Below are 21,496 nucleotides of genomic sequence, written 5' to 3'. Positions count from 1 at the left end.
GGAGCACCTTCAGCGACATCGCCAACAGCTACAGGTGATACAACAGTTACATATCAAACAGCACCACAGACAGTAACCTACAGATACAGACGAAAAGATGCTGCAAATATAACAGTAAACCACTATGAAGTGGGGGGAAGTACACAGCTTTATACACCTGCAGGAGCGGCTGCACCAAGTGCAGAGACAATCTCAGGAGCAGGAAAGCTTGGAACAACACAAAATCTTACAAACAGAGTAGCAGACATCGCAAACTATGAGTATGTAAGTACAGATGTTACCGGAGCATCAAGTGCGACAACACCTACATCTACAGGTGCAACAACACTTACTCACGGAACAAGCCCACAGACAGTAACTTATTACTATAAGAGAAAAAATGCGGGAGACGTTATAGTACATCACTATGAGCAGGGAACAACAACACAGCTTGTACCTGATGTAACATTAAACGGAACAAATAAGCTTGGATTGCCATACAACACAACAACACAGACAATTCCAAACTTTACGGTAGTAACAGTACCGACAAATCAAAACGGAACATACCAACCGGGAACACAGACGGTAACTTATTACTACAAGAGAAATGATGCAGGAAATGTTATAGTAAACTTTGTAGAGCAGGGAACAAACACTCCGCTTAAGAGTCCTGTTACAATGAACGGAGCAGGAAAGCTTGGTTTACCATATACAACAACACCTGATACATTCGCAAACTATGAGCTTGTAAGTGCAACACCTACAAATCATACAGGAAACTATCCGCCGGCAGGAAGTGATATCACTGTAACTTATGTTTACAGAAGAAAGAATGCCGGAAATATCACAGTTAACCACTATGAGGTGGGAACAACAAATCAGCTTTACAAACCGGCAGGAGCGGCGACAGCAGGACCTGAAAACTTTAACGGAAGCGGAAAGCTTGGATTAAGTGAGAACTTAACAAATAAGGCGGCAGATATAGCCAACTACGAGTATGTAAGTACGGATGTAACAGGAGCAAGCGGTGCAAGCACACCGAATGCAAGCGGAGCAACTACAGTTACATATGTAGCAGGCAATCAGGTAGTAAACTATTACTACAAGAGAAAAGATGCGGCAAATATCACAGTACATCACTACATTGACGGAACAACAACAGAACTTTACACACCGGCAGGAGCAGCGTCTCCGGGACCTGAGATAATAAACGGTAGCGGAAAGTTGGGACTTACAGAGAACCTTACAAACAAGGAAGCAGATATAAATAACTATGAGTTTGTAGGAGTGGATGTAAGCAGTGCTGCAAGTGCAACAACCCCAAGTGCAACAGGAGCAACAACTCTTACACATGGAAATGCACCGCAAACAGTAATCTATAAGTACAGAAGAAAGAATGCAGGAAATATCGTAGTTAACCACTACGAGGTAGGTGGAAGTACACAGCTTTACACACCTTCAGGAGCAGCGGCACCAAGTGCACAGACCTTTGACGGAACAGGAAAGCTTGGACTTGTTGAAAACCTTACAAACAAGGAAGCCGATATAGCTAACTATGAGTTTGTAAACGTGGAAGTAACTGCGGCACCGGGAGCAAGTACCCCGACAGCTACAGGAGCTACAGGAGTTACATACCGGGCAGGAACTCAGACAGTAACCTATAGATACAGAAGAAAGAATGCAGCAAATATAACAGTCCATCACGTAGAGGTTGGAACAACAACAGAGCTTTACACACCTGCAGGAGCGGCTGCACCAAGTGCGGAGACAATCTCAGGAGCAGGAAAGCTTGGAACAAATGAAAACCTTACAAACAAGTCGGCTGATATAGCAAACTTTGAATATGTAGGAATTGATGTAAGCGGAGCACCAAGTGCAACAAGCCCAAGCAGCACAGGAGCAACAACCCTTACACATGGAAACAATGCACAGACAGTAATCTATAAGTACAAGAGAAAAGATGCAGGAAATGTTATAGTAAACTTCGTAGAGCAGGGAACAAACACTCCACTTAAGAGTCCTGTTACAATGAACGGAGCTAATAAGCTTGGTCTACCATATACAACAACACCTGATACTTTTGCAAACTATGAGCTTGTAAGTGCAACACCTGCAAACCATACAGGAAACTATCCACCGGCAGGAAATGATATAACCGTAACTTATGTATATAAGCGTAAGAACTCAGGAAATATCACAGTAAATCACTACGAGGTAGGAACAACAAATCAGCTTTACAAACCGGCAGGAGCGGCAGCACCAAGTGCACAGACTTTCGACGGAAGCGGAAAGCTTGGATTAAGTGAAAACCTCACAAATAAGGAAGCAGATATAGCCAACTATGAGTTTGTAAATGTAGATGTAACAGGAGCAAGCGGTGCAAGCACACCGACAGCAAGCGGAGATACTACAGTTACATATCAGACAGGCAATCAGGTAGTAAACTATTACTACAAGAGAAAAGATGCTTCAAATATCACTATACATCACGTAGAGGACGGAACAACAACAGAGCTTTACACACCTGCAGGAGCGGCCGGCCCAAGTGCAGAGGTCATCTCAGGAGCAGGAAAGCTTGGAACAAATGAAAACCTTACAAACAAGTCGGCAGATATAGCAAACTATGAATTTGTAAGCGTGGATGTAAGCGGAGCGCCAAGTGCCACAACCCCAAGTGCAACAGGAGCAACAACCCTTACCCATGGAAACAGTCCACAGACTGTTATATATAAGTACAGGAGAAAAGACGTTGGAAATGTTATAGTTCACCATTACGAGCAGGGAACAACAACCCCTGTATCACCTGATGAGAACTTAAGCGGAGTAGGAAAGTCAGGACTTACATACACAACAAGCCCTGCAACAGTAGCAAACTACACAGTAGTAAATACAACACCTACTAACCACACAGGAACATATCCAAATACCGGAACAACAGTAGTAACATATGAGTACAAGAGAAACGATGCAGGAAATGTTATAGTACATCACTACGAGGATGGAACAACAACTCCGCTCGTACCTGATATCACAATGAACGGTACAGGAAAGCTCGGACTTCCATATACAACTACAGATCAAAATATTCCAAACTTTACCCTGGTGAGCACACCGGCAAATCAGAACGGAACATATACAACCGGTAATCAGACAGTAACTTATTACTATAAGAGAAATAATGCAGGAAATGTATTGGTACACCACGTAGAGCTGGGCACAACAACATCAGTAGCCCCTGATGAGACATTAAACGGAGCCGGCAAAGCAGGCTTACCATATACAACAAGCCCTGCAGCAGTAGCAAACTACACAGTAGTAAGCACAACCCCGACAGATCATACAGGAATATATCCTAATACAGGAACAACAGTAGTAACATATGAGTATGTAAGAAACAATGCAGGAGATGTAGTAGTACACCACTATGAAGAGGGAACTACAACACCGCTTGTACCTGATACCACAATGAATGGAAGTGGAAAGCTCGGCTTACCATATACAACTACAGAGCATAGTATTCCGAACTTTACATTGGTAGCCCAACCGACAAATAAGAACGGAACCTATACTACAGGAAACCAGACTGTAACTTATTTCTATAGAAGAAATGATGCAGGAAATGTATTAGTACATCACGTAGAACTGGGAACAACAACATCTGTATCACCTGATGAAAACTTAAGTGGTGCAGGAAAGTCAGGACTTCCATATACAACAAGCCCTGCAAATGTAACAAACTTTACAGTAGTAAGTGCGACACCGACAGGACATACAGGAACATATCCTGCAACAGGAACAACAGAAGTAACATATCTTTACACAAGAAATGATGCTCAGAGTATAACTGTAAAATATGTAGAACAGGGAACAGGAACACCTCTGGATACAGATGATGTAATGGGAGGAGTCGGAAAACTCGGACTTCCTTACACAACAACAGAGAAGAACATCCCTAACTATGAGTTGGTAGCACAACCTGCCAATAAGAACGGAACATATACAAACACACCACAGACAGTAATCTATGAATATAGAAGAATGCCTGCCGGAGATGTGACAACTATATATGTAGATGAGGACGGAAATGAGATAGATATACCTGAGACCCAAAACGGAACAGGAAAACTGGGCCTTCCATACACAACTACATCAAAGACAATACCGAACTTCACATTAGTGAGTGTACCGCCTAACGCAACAGGAACATTCACACCGGGCCCACAGACAGTAACCTATGTATATAGAAGAGCTGATGCGGGAGATGTAACCGTATACCACAAATCAGTATATGATAACAGCGACTTAAGCACACCGACAGTACTTGACGGAAGCAGAAAGCTTGGATTACCATATACAACAACGCCTGAGACTTACTCAGACTATGAGATAGATACAGTACCGTCTAACGCAACAGGAACATATGTAAGCGGAAGCCAAACTGTAACATATCTATACAAGAGAAAGCAGTCAGGGGGAGTAACGGTAAATTATCTGGACAATCATGGAAACAGAATTGAGACACCTGATACAATAACAGGAACAGATAATGTAGGATTGCCATACACAACAACCCCGAAGGTTATACCTAATTACACACTTATAGTAGTACCGGGTAACGCAAACGGAACATTTACAGTAGATCCGATAACTGTAAACTATATCTATAAGCGTGATGATGCTGGAGATGTTGTAGTAGAGCATATAGATGAGAACGGAAATGTACCTTTAGAGAGCCCTGAGGTACTTGACGGAACAGAGAAACTTGGAGAGAACTATACAACAAGTTCAAAGGTATTTGACAATTACGATCTGATAAGTGTACCAAGTAACGCAACAGGAACATTTATAAGCGGAAGTCAGACTGTAACATATGTGTACAGAAGAAGAGATGCAGGAGACGTAATCGCCCATTACGTAAATACTGCAGGAATACCGATAGAAAGTGATGAAATACTTGACGGAACCAGAAGCCTCGGCCTGCCATACGCAACAGCGGCAAAGGCAATAGACGGATATAGTTTACACCTTGTACAGGGAGCTGAAACAGGAGTATTCACAACAGGAAGAATAGAAGTAACATACATCTATAAGAAGGACCCAAGCGTGGTAGTAATACCGGGACCTGTAACGCCTGTAACTCCGATAAACCCAAGCCCGATAAATCCGATTAACCCGATTAATCCGCTAACCCCTGTAACACCGGTAAATCCAAGTACACCGACAACCCCTACCACACCGACTACCCCTACAACCCCGATAAGAGTGGCAACCCCAAGCCAGATCACAATACCGGGAAGAGATGAGGATGTAGTTATAAGACCTACAAGACCTTTAGCGACCCCGTCAATAGCGACAAGCTCAAACACAAGCAGAGGTGGAAGCGGCAGTTCAGGAAGCGGCAACACAAGTGTAAGACCGGGACAGGTAAGTGTAGACAACAAAGTAACATCAAAGAATGCAATAGAAGAGCCTGTGATCTTGATAGACACCCCAACACCTACCAAGAATCCACAGCCGCAGAAAGTGACACCTGTACCAAGCAGTACAAGAGTGGCGCTTGCAGTACCGAAGACAGAGGACAGAAAGGACGTAAGAGGATATGTATTTATTCTGATGAGTTCAATCGCAGCTGCAATGGCACTGGCATTCAAGAAAAAAGAAGAAAGATAATTTTTAGCCCCGGCAAAAGCCCGGGGCTTTTTTGATGGAAAAAAATATGGCTTAAATTAACAAAACTCATATGGTTTGTATACAATGTTTTTGGAGATTTTATCAGATAATAAATTGTCTTAATATAAAATTAAAAAAATATTCCATTATTTCATCAAATGTGTTATAAGTATATTGTAGTGAGAGTGAGAAGGAGGAGTGTATATGACTAGAACAATAAGTAAGAGTTAATGATGGAGTGATCGTATAGATGACTCCTTTATGTGTTAGGAAATTCGATCAACAAACACTTTATTGTCAGTTTTATCGACTTTGTTTTGCAAAAACATAACAAATATCGACAATAAAACGCATTTGATATCAAGATAAATCAATCAAATCTCACTAAAAATATAAAACCTGAATATTGAAACAATATATTAATAAAATAATTAAATAGGGAGGTTTAAATGAAGCAATTTAGAAAACGCTTTTTAGCAGTGCTTCTATCGTTTGTAATGGTTTTTTTATCAATGAGCGATGTATTCAGCGCCTATGCCGCTCCGCCGGGGGTGGTTGACGATCCGGATATATTATCAAGCATTACATATGATGATGTGGCAACAGCTGCAAGAGGAAACACAGACTTTTATGTAGGTGAAGAAGTACCGTTCTATGCAAAAATCAGAATTTCATCACCGTCAAGAAGTTTGCCGGGTGCATATTCGAAGCTTTATTTGCCGAAGAAAGTATTTGGAAATTATATAAGTTCATCAAATATTTCGACATGGTTAAACAGGCCGGCAACAGACTATCTAAGTATTGATAACACCGGTGACAACGAATACATAGTTGTTACAATGAAGTACAATACTTTAGGTGGTGGTGTAACTCAGACAGTGCCTTTTAAGGCAACAATACAGCCTAACTCACTTGCCAATAATGAGACTTATACAATACCTTGGCAGGTATACAGTGCTGAAGGAACATTGCTTGAAAGCAATAACAATACCTTTACAGCCAAGACATATCCTATAGGATATACAAGTGAGACAAGCAATTATTCAAACACTTTCAGCTTTTTACAGGGAAGTTCAGATCTGCAAAATAACACTACTTTATCAAATGATAATGTCAGTAGAATATATATATATACAAACAGAACCGACTGGCCTGCAGCAGGTACATTTCATGGTGCCACTACCAAGTACATAGGTTCGGACAGAAGAAAGACAAGACTTACAGTACAGCTTCCGGCTAATGAGAGATTCGATACAACCGATTCAAATAATGCGGGATGGACATATAATGCTGCCAACCATACTATAACCAGAGATAAACAGTATGGAAATATCAGTACTGAATATGATTATTTCTACATTAAGTATAATAATCAGGCTGTAGGTACTACATACCCATATGAGACAGTATCTTTTCCGGTTTCTTGGCAGTATGTAAATGATGACGGATCTTTAGATGCGGCATCTCTTGAGAAATCCGTAGTTACCGCCAGATATAGTTCATATCCGGGAACTCCGCCTACAGACGGAAATATCTATTTTAGAAAGTCAACAAATTCACCATATGTAATCTTGCTTGGAGATCAGGATACAACTATTCATAGTTATACTATGAGTGCGTATTGGTATTGGAGTTCAGGAACTCCGTCACAGTATCCGGTACAAGGAGCATATCATCATACAATAGATTCTATTGAGGATACTCCTGAAGTGGATATGGATCTTATATCATATAAAATAAAATATCCGAATACAACAGGATATGTTCAGGGAACTACAGGTTCGACTTCGTATCAGTCTATTCCTGTACTGGATGCTACACAGCAGGCAGCACTTTCACATAATAAACTTATAGGTACAAAGGCGGATGGAAGTACGGAAATAATAGCTACAAACGTATCTATCACTCCTAATTCTACAGAGATTACATTGCCTGCACCTAAACACTATAAAAAAATAGAACTTAAGTTTGACAACCCGATAGAGGTACAGGCGGCAGGTTCAAATGCAATAGAAATTGTATATAAGTTCAGGTTGGAACAAGGGGCTTACAATAATGTTAAGAACCAGCTTGCTCCTATGCCTAACAATTCAAATTCAAGTGTATACACTTATAACAAAGCTACATTGAAAGCGGATACAGGAAAAGCTTCAGCAATTACTCCGTCAGCCAGAGACTGGGCGAAGTGGACAAAGGCTTTTGCGTACGAGTACCAGCATTATACTCAAAACAATGACTTAGGTACAAAATATATCAACGATATAGCAAGTGTAAGTGATAATATACAGTTTTACTACAACTTAGGTGCAGGCGGCAGAGATATAAAAAATCCTAAGTACTATGTTTTAGCCGATCCTGGATTTGAGTTCCAAGGTTTGACAGGAAGTAATTATTATGCTCCTCAATTGACACAGGCGGTCTTAAATAATTACAGAGTGGAGTATAACTTTAAAAACACAGGAAAGACTGCCTATATATGGGATTTTCCTGATTTGAACTTACCTGAAGGTAACAGTACATACTACTATTTACAGCTGTATCCGAAATTCAAGTTTACCAGAAATGTTACGGCAGGACCCGGTACTATAGATACATATTTTTCATGGGATAACAATGAGGAAGCGCCCGTAAGCAGTCAGATACCGGGACTTTATGCGGATACACTTGATCTTGACAATGACGGTAATACCACAGAGAAGTTCTCAAGTAAGCAAGAAAAGTATGTATATACTCCGCCACTTGAGCTTATACTAACCAAGAGATCGAAGAGAGCGGATGCCGGAAATACACAGTATTCATCTATTACCACTCCTGACAGTGAGCAGATAGTAGATTATCAGTTAAATATATTTAACAATTCAGTTGACTCTATCAGCGGTTATACATTTTTTGATATATTACCTCATGTAGGTGATAAGGCTGTAGCACCTGATCAGCAGGGTAATTATGCAGATAGAGGTTCTACATATAAGGTAACACTTGCCGGACCGATAAATGCAAATTCAAATTATACATATGAATACAGTACAACTCCTGTTACAGAGGGTAATATAGCTGCAAACTATGCAGGAGCAACTTGGACTACATCAGTATCTGACTGGTCAGCTGTAACTATGTTCAGAGCAAAGATGAAGCCGGGACATGTACTTGCAAGTCACAGTACGGATGTAATCACATTTAAAGCAAAGATGCCAAGTACAGTACCGCTTGATACTACAGATAAGGCGGTAAATACCTTTGCAGGATTCTCAGGTGATAACTATACCGGAGCTTTCGAGGCACTTGCCAATACAGTAACACCTAAGAAGTACAAAATAAGCGGTAAGATTTACTATGATGTACCTCCTACAGGCGGAACTGCAAACGGTACATACCTTACAACAGATGATGATGCACCTGCAGCAGGAAGAAGCGTAGCACTTTATAAGTCTGACGGAACTCCGGTGCTTGATGCAAGCGGTAACCCTGTTACTACTACAGCTGATGCCAACGGTGACTATGCATTTGACAATATCTCAACTCAGGGTACATACAAGGTAGTAGTTACTCCGGGTACGGGAGATACATTAAGCGGAATACATGTTACTTCAACATCACTTGTAATAGGTAATGATTTTAACAACGCTACACTTGGCGGCAACGCCGTATTTGAGGCAAATGTAACCGTAACACCGAGTGCGGATAAAAAGACTGCCAATGCGGCCCTTGAAGCAAGCAATTCAACACTTAAAGTAAAATATGTAGATATGTCGGGCAATCCGATACCTCTTGATGACGGAAGCGGAAATGTGCCGGATACAGATTCTACACATACATTTAGAGCGGCATATAATGTTACTCCACCGACTGCACTTACAGGTGTAACAAACTTTGAATATGCTGAGCCTGATCTTACAAACGGCAGACCTCTTACCGGTACACTGAATCCGGGTCAGAATGTCGTTATACTTAAGTATAAGAGAAAACAGGCGGGAGATATTACAGTACACCACTATGAGGTGGGTCAGACTACCGAACTTTATAAACCGGCAGGAGCTACTACCCCAAGTGCAGAGGTATTTGACGGTACAGCTAAGCTTGGTCTGACTGAGAACCTTACAAACAAGGCGGCTGATATAGACAACTTTGAGTATGTAAGTGTTGACAGAACAGGAGCCGGCAGTGCGACTTCACCAAGTGCAACAGGTGCAACAACTGTTACTTACATTAGTACACCGCAGACCGTAACTTATTATTATAAGAGAAAGAATGCGGCAAACATAACAGTACATCACTATGAGGACGGAACTACCACAGAGCTTTATTCACAGACGGCCGGAGGAACACCAAGTGCAGTGACCATTTCGGGAACAGGAAAACTTGGATTGACTGAAGATCTTACAAATAAAGCTGCCGATATAGACAACTACGATTATGTAGGAATAGATGTAAGCGGAGCGCCTTCTGCTACAAGCCCAAGCAGCACAGGAGAGACAACACTTACACATAGAAATACAGCACAGACAGTTATTTATAAGTACAAACGAAAAGATGCCGGAGATGTTATAGTACATCATTATGAACAGGGAACTACAACTCAGCTGGTACCTGATATGACATTACCGGGAGCCGGAAAGCTCGGTCTACCTTATACAACAACCACACAGACTATTCCGAACTTCACAGTGGTGACAGTACCAAGCAACCAAAACGGTACATATCAGAGCGGTAATCAGGTAGTAACTTATTATTATAAGAGAAATAATGCAGGTAATATTACCGTACATCACTACGAAGTAGGACAGTCAAGTGAACTGTATAAGCCTACAGGAGCCGCAGCTCCAAGTGCTGAGGTATTTGACGGAACAGGAAAGCTCGGACTGAGTGAAACATTTGTAAACAGAGAAGCCGACATAGACAACTATGAATATGTCAGTGTGGATACAAGCGGAGCACCGGGGCTTACGGCAACCGGAGGCTCAGGACAGACAAATGTTACATATCAGACAGGAGCACAGACTGTAATATATAGGTATAGAAGAAAGAATGCGGCAAATATTACAGTACACCACTATGAGGACGGAACTACAACCGAACTGTATTCTCCGACAGGAGGTACACCGGGTGCGGTTACAATCTCAGGAGCAGGAAAACTTGGATTAACTGAGAACCTTACAAATCAGGCTGCAAATATTGCAAACTTTGAATATGTGAGTGTAGATATAAGTGGAGCACCTTCAGCTACAAGCCCAAGCAGCACAGGAGCAACAACGCTTACACATGGAACAGCTGCACAGGCTGTTATCTACAAGTACAGACGAAAAGATGCCGGAAATGTTATAGTAAAATATGTAGAGCAGGGAACCAATACACCTCTTCAATCACCTGATACAATGAGCGGAGCGGGAAAACTTGGACTGACATATACAACTACACCGAATACATTTACAAACTATGACTTGGTAAGTGCAACACCTACAGGTCATACAGGTAACTATCCGGCGGCAGGCAGTGATATTACAGTAACTTATGAGTACAAACGTAAGAACGCAGGAAATATCACAGTCAACCACTATATAGACGGAACTACAACACAGCTTTATAAGCATGGCGGATCCACAACTCCAAGTGCGGAGGTATTTAACGGTGCCGGAAAGCTTGGACTTAGTGAAGACCTTACAAATAAGGAAGCCGATATCGATAACTATGAGTTTGTTAGAGTAGATGTAACAGGAGCAAGCGGTGCAAATACTCCGAATACAACTACAGGAGCAACCACAGTTACATATGTGGCAGGCAATCAGGTAGTAAATTATTATTACAGAAGAAAAGATGCGGCCAACATTACGGTACATCACTATGAGGATGGAACTACAACAGAGCTTTACTCTCCTACAGGAGGTACACCAAGTGCAGTGGTAGTTTCAGGAAGCGGAAAACTCGGAGTGACTGAAAGCTTCACAAATAAGGAAGCAAATATAGCCAACTTTGAGTATGTAGGAGTAGATACAAGCGGAGCACCAAGTGCGACAACACCAAGTGCAACAGGTACAACAAACCTTACACATGGTACAAGCGCGCAGACTTTAATCTACAAGTACAGAAGAAAAGATGCAGGAAATGTTTTGATACATCATTATGAGCAGGGAACTACCACATCTGTATCGGCGGATGAAAACCTAAGTGGTGTAGGTAAGATGGGACTTACATATAATACAAGTCCGGCAACTGTAACAAACTACACAGTAGTAAACGCAACACCTGCAGACCACACCGGAACATATCCTAATACCGGAACTACAGTAGTAACATACTACTACACAAGAAATAATGCAGGAGATGTTACGGTACATCACTATGAGCAGGGAACTACCACATCTGTGGCGGCTGACGAGAACTTAAGCGGTACAGGTAAGCTCGGTCTTCCTTATACAACCAACGATCAGAGTATTCCACATTTTACACTGGTAGCTCAGCCGGCCAATAAGAACGGTACATTTACTGCAGGAGCGCAGACTGTAATCTACGAGTACAGAAGAAATGATGCAGGAAATGTATTGGTTCACCACTATGAAGCAGGAAGTACTACACAGGTATCACCTGATGAGAACTTAAGCGGAGTAGGAAAGTCGGGACTTACATACACTACAAGTCCTGCGGCTGTGGCAAACTACACTGTGGTAAATGCTACACCTACAGACCATAGCGGAAATTATCCTGCAAGCGGAACAACAGTTGTAACATACTATTACACAAGAAACGATGCCGGAGATGTTACTGTAAAATATCTTGAGCAGGGAACGGGAACATCACTACATAGTGACGTTTTACTAAGCGGTGTCGGAAAACTCGGACTTCCATATACTACAAATGAAGAGAACATCACAGATTATGAGTTGGTTGCCCAGCCGGCTAATAAGAACGGTACATTTACCGCAGGTTCTCAGACTGTAATATATGAATATAGAAGAAAACCGGCAGGAGATGTAACAACAGTTTATGTAGATGATGAGGGTAATGTTATTTCAACACCTGATGTTCAGTCAGGAGTCGGAAAACTTGGACTTCCTTATACTACAACAGCAAGAACCATACCGAACTTCACATTGGTGAGCACACCTGTTAACGCAAACGGTGTATTCACATCGGGGCCACAGACTGTAACTTATGTTTACAGAAGAAGTGATGCCGGAAATGTGACAGTTTATCATAAGTCGGTATATGACAACAGCGATCTCAGTTCACCGACAGTACTTGACGGAACAAGAAAGCTCGGATTGCCATATACAACAAGTCCTGAAAGTTATGCAGACTTTGAGGTAAGCAGCGTACCGGCAAACGCAAACGGTACATTCGCAAGCGGTGCTCAGACTGTAACATATCTGTATAAGAGAAAACAGTCAGGTGGAGTAAGAGTAAATTATCTTGATAATCATGGAAACAGCATTGAAACACCTGATAATATTACAGGAAGTGATAATGTAGGACTGCCCTATACTACATCACCTAAGACTATTCCTTATTATGATCTTATAACAGTACCGACCAATGCAAACGGAGTATTTACAGTAGCGCCTATAACAGTTGACTACATATATAAGCGTCAGGATGCGGGAAATGTTGTTATAGAACATTTGGATGAGAACGGAAACGTTCCTCTTGAGACTCCGGAGGTACTTGACGGAACAGAGAAGCTTGGAATGCCATATACTTCAAGTGTAAAGTCATTTGATAACTTTGATGTAATATCTGTACCTACTAATGCTAACGGAACTTTTGTAAGCGGAAGTCAGACTGTAACCTATGTATATAGGAGAAAAGATGCAGGAAATGTAATTGCCCGTTACTTAAATACTGCAGGACTGCCGATAGAAAGTGACGAAGTACTTGACGGTACAAGAAGCCTCGGACTTCCGTATGCAACAACTGAAAAGGCTATTGCCGGATACAGTTTATACTTGATACAGGGTGCAAATACAGGAATATTTACAACAGGAGAAATAGTAGTAACATACATTTATAAGAAGGATCCGAGTGCGGTAATCATACCGGGACCTCTAACTCCTGTGACACCGGTTAATCCAAGTGTCATCAATCCTGTAACTCCAAGTGTTATTAATCCTTCAATACCTGTTAACCCAAGTAATATTAATCCGTCAACACCGGTTAACCCGAATCCTTCAAGGATTGCTACACCAAGCCAGATTAATATTCCGGGAAGAGATCAGGATATTGTTATAAGGCCGACAGCCACACCGTCCACTGCTACACCTTCAAATATAAAGAGAGGCGGATCGTCAGGTGGTTCATCAGGTGGAAATTCCGTAGTAAGACCGGGTAAGACTGTAACGGTAAATGATATAAATTCAAAGGGAGGAGTTACTACTCCTGAACCTGTTATAGACAAGCCTGTTATTAATACAGATAAGACCGATACAAATAAGATAGGATTTGATAAGAATCAAAGAAAGGCTTTGGCTGTACCGAAAACAGCTGATGAAAGAGATGTAAGAGGATATATATTTATCCTTATGAGTTCAATCACAGCGGCATTGGTACTTGCATTAAAGAAAAAAGAAGAAAGATAAATTTCACCCTCCGGCATTTGCCGGGGGGCTTTTTGATATTTAAATTATTGACATTGTAAATAAAAATATATAAAATGATATAAAAAAGGAGTAAATATTATGGCACAGACGAATGTAAATATACGTATGGATGAAGAACTGAAAAAGCAATTTGATTCATTTTGTTCAGATATCGGAATGAGTATGACGACAGCATTTTGTGTATTTGCAAAAAAAGCTGTTAGAGAGAGAAGAATTCCTTTTGAAATCACAGCGGATAATGATCCTTTCTACAGCTCGGAAAATATATCCAGATTAAAAAAATCAATTGCTGAAATGGAGAGGACAGGCGGTACAATACATGAGGTAAATCCGGATGATTAAATCATGGACAGATGAGGCATGGGAAGATTTTGAATATTGGACAAGACAAGATAAGAAGACATTGAAGAGAATACTACAGTTACTAAAAGATATAGACAGAAATGGGTATGATGGAATAGGAAAGCCGGACTATAGTGTCGGGCTTTTTACATTAAAAGACAACTGTTGAAAAGATATTGTAAGAATTTAACCATAGTAATTATTCCTAGATTACTATAAAATGTAAAAGGATAATGATGTTAAAATTTTGTTTTGTATACGGCAAATAATAACATTTTTAATATACATGATTTTATTACGGAGGAAATATGAGAAAAAAATCACCGCATTATTTTTTATTACTGATTTTTTCAATACTGCTGTCGTTGTTTGCCCCGACGGGGAAAGCATATGCTACAGGCGCCGGCGGTAGTGCGATAACTACGGATGTTAGGTACGGTTTATCCGGGCAGACGTCATCTTTAGTTGCACAAAAGGAGTCATACTATGTTACAAATACACTTTCCGGAGCGGTATCTACACTGTACAATCCGTTTTCGTATGTGTATTTTGACAAGAGTATATTTTCACCTCCTGTTGTCAGTGACGTTACCTTGGCATCAGGTGCAAGCAGTGTAAATATTATATATTCAGATCCGAACTATTATATTGTAAAGATAAATTATTCCAGACTGGATACAGGATATGCGGCAATACCGATAAAGGCTACGCTGAAGAATTCGGCAGTGCAAAACGGTGAGACTTTCCATATTCCGGTAAAGCTTTTTGAAGCAGGGAAAAATCCCGCTACAGATGCGCCTCTGGCAAGTTCAAACGATCAGTTTGTTGCAAAGGCATATCCGGTCGGAATTATGTCAGCAGACACATCGACAGTTGCAAATAACAACAGAAAAAGCGAATACATATCGGATGATGCAACCAATGCCACGAATGACCGACTGTCGACAGACTTTGTATCAAGTTTGTTCGGATACGGTTACAGCGGTCCTGCAAATACAGCCAACGGCGGTGTATCACAAGTACCGTCAGGTACCGGTGCGGGTATGGATAAGAGAAAAGTAGAGTTTAAGATTACTCTTCCGGCTACCGCAGTATGGGATCCTTCACTTCCAAACAACTCGAACTGGACATATAACAGTACGGACAGAACTATCACACAGATAGTGGACAGAGGGCTGGCAACAGTAGTACAGCCACCTTTTTCGCTTAAGTGGGACGGAAATCAACCTGTTACTTTAGCTCCTACATGGACGAAAATAATTATGCAACAGGTTACTACATTGGTAAATGATGACGGAACTTTAGATAACTCTACAAGAAGAAGCGGTGAGTTGTACTATCATGTTTCATATGTAAGAAGAATCCGTATAAGGAAGTCATTACTCGGAGATAAGGGAAATCTTGTACCGAGGGATGCGGACTATAAATATAACTACTTGGTAAGTGTGGATCAGTTCGGTGGTACAAGACCGCAGACTGCAAGCAGTGTTACATTCAGAATGATAGAGGATGAGCCGCAGGCAAGAAGTCTTCTCACTGGATATGAACTGAGAGTCAGACCTGAAAGATTCACTGCGACAGAACTTGCAAAACTCTCACACAATAAGCTTGTCGGCTCCGATAACGGAACCACATGGACCACTATTGCTACAAATATTACACCTGTTCAGGTGAGCAATGCTACAGACTACAGAGCAAACTCCGTAGCTACCACATTGACAACACCGCCTGAGTACAGGTATTTCAGACTTGTCTTTGATGATGATATAACTATCTCACAGTTTGATGAAGATGCGGTAGGTCTTATCGTTCAGACACAGCTTACACCTGCCACACATACGGCGTATATCAACGATTTGAATGCGCATGTCAATGATGTATATTGGAAGCTTGTCAGAAATTTCGGTAGAGTAAGAAATGCAGCCGGTCAGGAACTGGGTTATTCATTGGCCGATGCATATTTAAGAAATCCGTATGCAAGTATGCACCTTCAAAATATCGGAATGAGTATAAACGGCACCTCCGCTACAAGTACCGTAAGTGTCGGAGGAACTATAAAAATAACACCACGTATTTGGTATAACAGTATACTTTGGGACCCAAGAGCTGCCGTAAATCCTAAGATGGTAGTTGTAGTCGATTCGGACCTTGCGTTTGACAGTGTGCAGCCGCAGATGAATGCCAATTTATTTACTGTTAATCCTACTCCTACGGTTATACCTAATTATAAAGGTAATGTAGGAAAGACAGCGTACGAGTTTGAACTTACAGGACTGACATTCCCGGGTTCTACAGTTCCGGGTTACGGAAACTATACACAGAACAGAATCGATCATTTAAATTTTTCGTTTAAGCCTACAGCGGGTATGGACGGAGGTCCACATGAGATAAAGGTAATACTCAGCTGGGATAATAACACTACAGCCGCATCAAGCGCGGCTCCGGGAATTATATATTCTTCAGATACCGCAGACTACCTTGACACATATGATGCCAATAACAACGGCAATACAACAGACAGACTTTCTACATTGACATACAATTACACCTTTGTACCGCCACAGGCAATGGTACTTGGAAAGAAAGTAAAACTTTCCACAGACAGTGTATACCAGACGAGTATAAAGGCTGACAAGGGAGATATCTTAGATTATCAGGTTAGAGTATGGAACAATACCAATGACCCGGTGGAAAATCTTCATGTAATGGATGTTTTCCCATATGCAAATGATAAATTTATAGTAAAAGACGGCAGCGGAAACTATCTTGACAGGGATTCAAAAATATATCCGAAGGCTATATCGGGAGTGACTGCCAATAACTCTAAGTTTGATATTTACTACTCTACGGATGCTCCAAGTGCTACGATAGAAGGAAATATCGGGGCGACATGGTTACCTGCTGCAAGTATTACAGACTGGTCATCAGTCACCATGTTTAAGGCCGATTTAAAGTCGGGACAGAGTATAACGGCAGGAGAAGAGGCGCTCTTTAATTATAAGGTGGAGATGCCTGATACCAAGGATAATCTCGCCACAGATACTGCAAATAACTCCGTAGCTTCATGGAGAGGTAATAATATTGACGGTGCAAATGAGTTTACCGACTCAAAGGTAGGTACTCATAAGTACAATATCGCAACTCATGCCTTCTATGATTTAAATAATAACGGAGTCTATGACAGCACTGATTTAAATATTGCAAACAGACCATATATACTTGTAAAGCTTGATGCAACGGGAAATGAGACAGTGGTTGAATCGGGAACAACAGATTCAAACGGAAATATTTCATTTACAAATAAGCTCAGCAATGCAGGTAATTATAAGCTCTATGTGGAGAACTTGACCAGTGACAGCTTTGCTTCACCAAATGTGGCAAGTACTGCCACTGTGGTTGGAAATGACTTTACTTCATTTACTACAAAGGCATCTGTAATCAAGGCAAATCAGACTCCGGTACCTAATACACAATGGTCAACTGTGGATATAAGCTTAACAATAGATAATCCAAGTGCTATCAAGAACCTTGGACTTAAGACGGATTTTTATAATCTTACGGTAAAGCATATCAAGGATGAGGACGGAAGCAATCTTGTGCCGGATGTAGTTACAAGAGAGCCGAGAGACACCGCATATACAACAGCGGCAATCACTACAGATCCGAATTTTGAAGTGGATACTGCAAATCTTCCTGCAAATGCAAACGGAAGTTATACTGCAGATACAACAGTTATATACCATTACATAAGAAGAAATGCAGGAGATGTAACCGTACATCACTACGAAACGGGAAAGACCGATGAACTTTATGCGGTTTCGGCAACAGCAACACCTGCGGCCGAAGTACTCTCAGGTGCAAGACAGATGGGTAAACCTTATCAGACTTACAGAAGAGATGTAAGTACTGCAGGAAGCTATCCGATACCTCATTACCACCTTGTAGGAACACCTACAGGTCCTACAAGCGGAACATTTGATGCAACGGCAAAGACGGTTACTTATTTCTATGAAAGAAATGATGCACCGGATGTTACTGTAAAATATGTGGATATTGATACAGGTGCAAATCTTACAAGACCTGAGAGTCTTGGAAGTAGTGTAATGATCAATACTCCTACAGTTCTATCAGGAACAAATAAAGAGGGACTTGCATGGAGCAGCAATGTACTTCCTGTAGACAATTATGATTTTGTAAGCAGTACCACTCCTACAAACGGAGTATTCGGTGACGGAACAACATCGGTAACATATTCCTACAGAAGAAAAAATGCAGGAAATATTACAGTTCATCACTATGAAAAGGGTACTACCACAGAGCTTTATGCTCCGGTAGCCGGAGGAGCTGTGGGACCGGAAGTTATAAGCGGTACAAATAAGCTTGGACTTACCTATCAGTCACAGGAGAGATCGGCGGATATTGCAAATTATCATTTGTATCAGTCACCGAATCCTACACAGGTAACATTTACCACAACACCTACAGAGCTGATTTATTACTATGAAAGAGACAGTGCTTCACCGATAATTATTCATTATTATGAAGACGGAACTACAAATGAGTTGTATTCACAAACCCCGGGAGGAACACCTGCGGCTGTGACAGTGGACGGAACCAATAAGCTTGGAACTACTTATACTACACAGAGCATGAATATTCCTCATTTCCATCTTGTAAGCTCACCGGCAAATCCGACAGTGACATTTGGAAATGCGCCTGTAGAAGTGGTTTATAAGTATAAGAGAAATGATGCGGGAGATGTTAAAGTACATCATCTTGAAGTGGGAACAAACAATATACTTTCACCTGCAGAGGATTTATCCGGAGCGGAGAAATCGGGACTTACATATACAACAAGTCCGAAAAATATACCGTATTATACGGTAGTAAATGCAACACCTGCAGGATATACAGGAACTTATCCTGCTACAGGACTTACAGAGGTTACATATTATTACAGTAGAAATGATGCCGGAAATGTATTGGTACATCATTTTGAGGTGGGAACAAGCAATTCACTGTTACCTGATGAGATATTGTCAGGTGCAGGTAAGGCAGGACTTGCCTATACAACAAATGCAGGTACTGTTGCCAACTTTACAGTAGTAAATGCAACACCTGCAAATAATACAGGTGTATATCCGGCAAACGGAACTACAGTGGTTACATACTACTACAAGAGAGATGATGCCGGAAATGTAACAGTACATCATTTTGAAGTCGGAACAAGCAACGCTCTTGCCGCAGATGAGAATTTATCGGGAGTAAGTAAAGCCGGACTTTCCTATACGACAAGTCCTGCAAGTATAGCCAACTTTACGGTAGTAAATCCTACACCTGCAAATCATATCGGAACATTTACTCCGGGAACAAACTATATTGTTACCTATGAATACAGAAGAGATGACGCCGGAGATGTGACAGTAATGTATACCGACAGAGACGGTAATGAACTGGACACAAGAGATATACTGTCAGGAACAAATAAACTTGGTTTGCCATATACTACAGCACCTAAGACTATTGGAAGTCTTGTGCTTGTAAATTCACCGGCAAATGCAACAGGAGTATTTACGATTGCTCCACAAGTAGTAAATTATGTCTACAAGAGAGATGATGCAGGGGATGTGACAATATATCACAAGTCTGTACATGACGGAAGTGATTTGGTAGCACCTACAGTACTTAGCGGTATCGAAAAGCTTGGACTTGCATATACAAGCAGTGTAGAGAATATCGCAAACTTCGATATAGATACGATGCCTGCAAATGCAACAGGAGTATTTACTCATGGAGCACAGACTGTGACTTACCTTTACAGAAGAAAAGATGCAGGAGATGTGACTGTAAGATATTTGGATGTTCACGGAAACAGCATAGAAAGTGATGATACAATTTCCGGAGCAAATAAGCTTGGACTTAATTATACAACATCACCTAAGGCAATACCTTATTATGATCTTGTGGTAAATCCTGCAAATGCAACAGGAGTATTCACAACATCACCGATAAATGTTGAGTATATCTATAAGCGCCAGGATGCAGGAAATGTTATTATTGAATATCTGGATGAGAACGGAAACGTTCCGCTTGTTGAGACTACTGTTTTAAACGGTAGTGAGCAAATCGGAGTTCCTTATACTTCAGAACTTAAGTCATTTGACTATTATGACTTGATTTCAATGCCTGCAAATGCGAACGGAGTATTTAATCCGGGAACACAAAGAGTAACATATATTTATCGCAGACAGGATGCAGGAGATGTAATTGCCCATTATATCAATCCGGCGGGAGTTGCGTTAGATGCAGATGAAGTTTTGGACGGCAGCAGAAAACTTGGCCTTGCCTACAGTACAAGTGCAAAGGCTATTGCCGGATATCATTTGGAGAGAGTTGAAGGCGCTGAAAGCGGATTGTTCTCAACTGCACAAATAGAGATAAACTATGTATATGTTAAAGATCCAAGTGTTATAATCTATCCGGATCCGCTACATCCGGCTACACCAAGCCAGATAAATCGTCCGGGTGATAGAAACAATGATATCATTATAAGACCTATAGCTACACCTTCAATAGCCACATCTTCAAACGGAAGAAGAGGCGGCTCGGGAGGAAGCTCATCTATAAGACCTACACAGACAGTTGTAGAGAAAAAAGAAGAAATAAAGGCTGATGCTATAAATGTTGAGCCTGTAAAACCTGAAATTATCATAGAGGATCCGAAAAAGTTTACTGCGGAGACTGTATCAGACAGACGCCCACTCTCGGTACCTAAGACCTCAGATAATACAGACCTTTTCAAATATATGATATTACTGATATCTTCATGCGGAGCAATGCTTTTGGTATTTAAGAAGAGATAGTGACTTGACAAGAAGAAAGCCTCGGGAACAGCAACTTCCCGAGGCTTTTTT

Annotated in this window: 4 protein-coding genes and 1 pseudogene; all 5 read left to right on the top strand. The window is 41.1% G+C overall.

Annotated elements, in window-relative coordinates; translation table 11 throughout:
* Positions 1-5,652: MucBP domain-containing protein (locus SBH76_RS10410; RefSeq protein ID WP_317977759.1), on the top strand; the 5,652-nt coding region annotated here is incomplete at its 5' end.
* A 449-nt stretch (positions 5,653-6,101) separates the two neighbouring features.
* Positions 6,102-14,219 carry a MucBP domain-containing protein gene (locus tag SBH76_RS10405; RefSeq protein WP_317977758.1) on the top strand — a complete coding sequence of 2,706 codons (8,118 nt, stop codon included), beginning with the start codon at positions 6,102-6,104 and terminating at the stop codon, positions 14,217-14,219.
* A 99-nt stretch (positions 14,220-14,318) separates the two neighbouring features.
* A complete protein-coding gene (locus SBH76_RS10400) occupies positions 14,319-14,582 on the top strand; it encodes a type II toxin-antitoxin system RelB/DinJ family antitoxin (protein ID WP_317977757.1) in 264 nt (87 codons plus the stop codon).
* Positions 14,575-14,712 (top strand): annotated as a pseudogene (locus tag SBH76_RS10395) (type II toxin-antitoxin system YoeB family toxin); the annotation flags it as partial. The gene SBH76_RS10400 and the pseudogene SBH76_RS10395, both read left to right, overlap by 8 nt.
* A gap of 178 nt (positions 14,713-14,890) precedes the next feature.
* Entirely contained in the window at positions 14,891-21,445 is a 6,555-nt protein-coding gene (locus SBH76_RS10390) for a MucBP domain-containing protein (protein WP_317977756.1), read from the top strand.
* Positions 21,446-21,496 lie beyond the last annotated feature (51 nt).

The organism is Lachnoanaerobaculum sanguinis (assembly GCF_033242365.1).
GTDB classification, from domain to species: domain Bacteria; phylum Bacillota; class Clostridia; order Lachnospirales; family Lachnospiraceae; genus Lachnoanaerobaculum; species Lachnoanaerobaculum sanguinis.
Note: the sequence above shows the minus strand (reverse complement) of the source record. Positions and strands in the feature narration are given on the sequence as shown.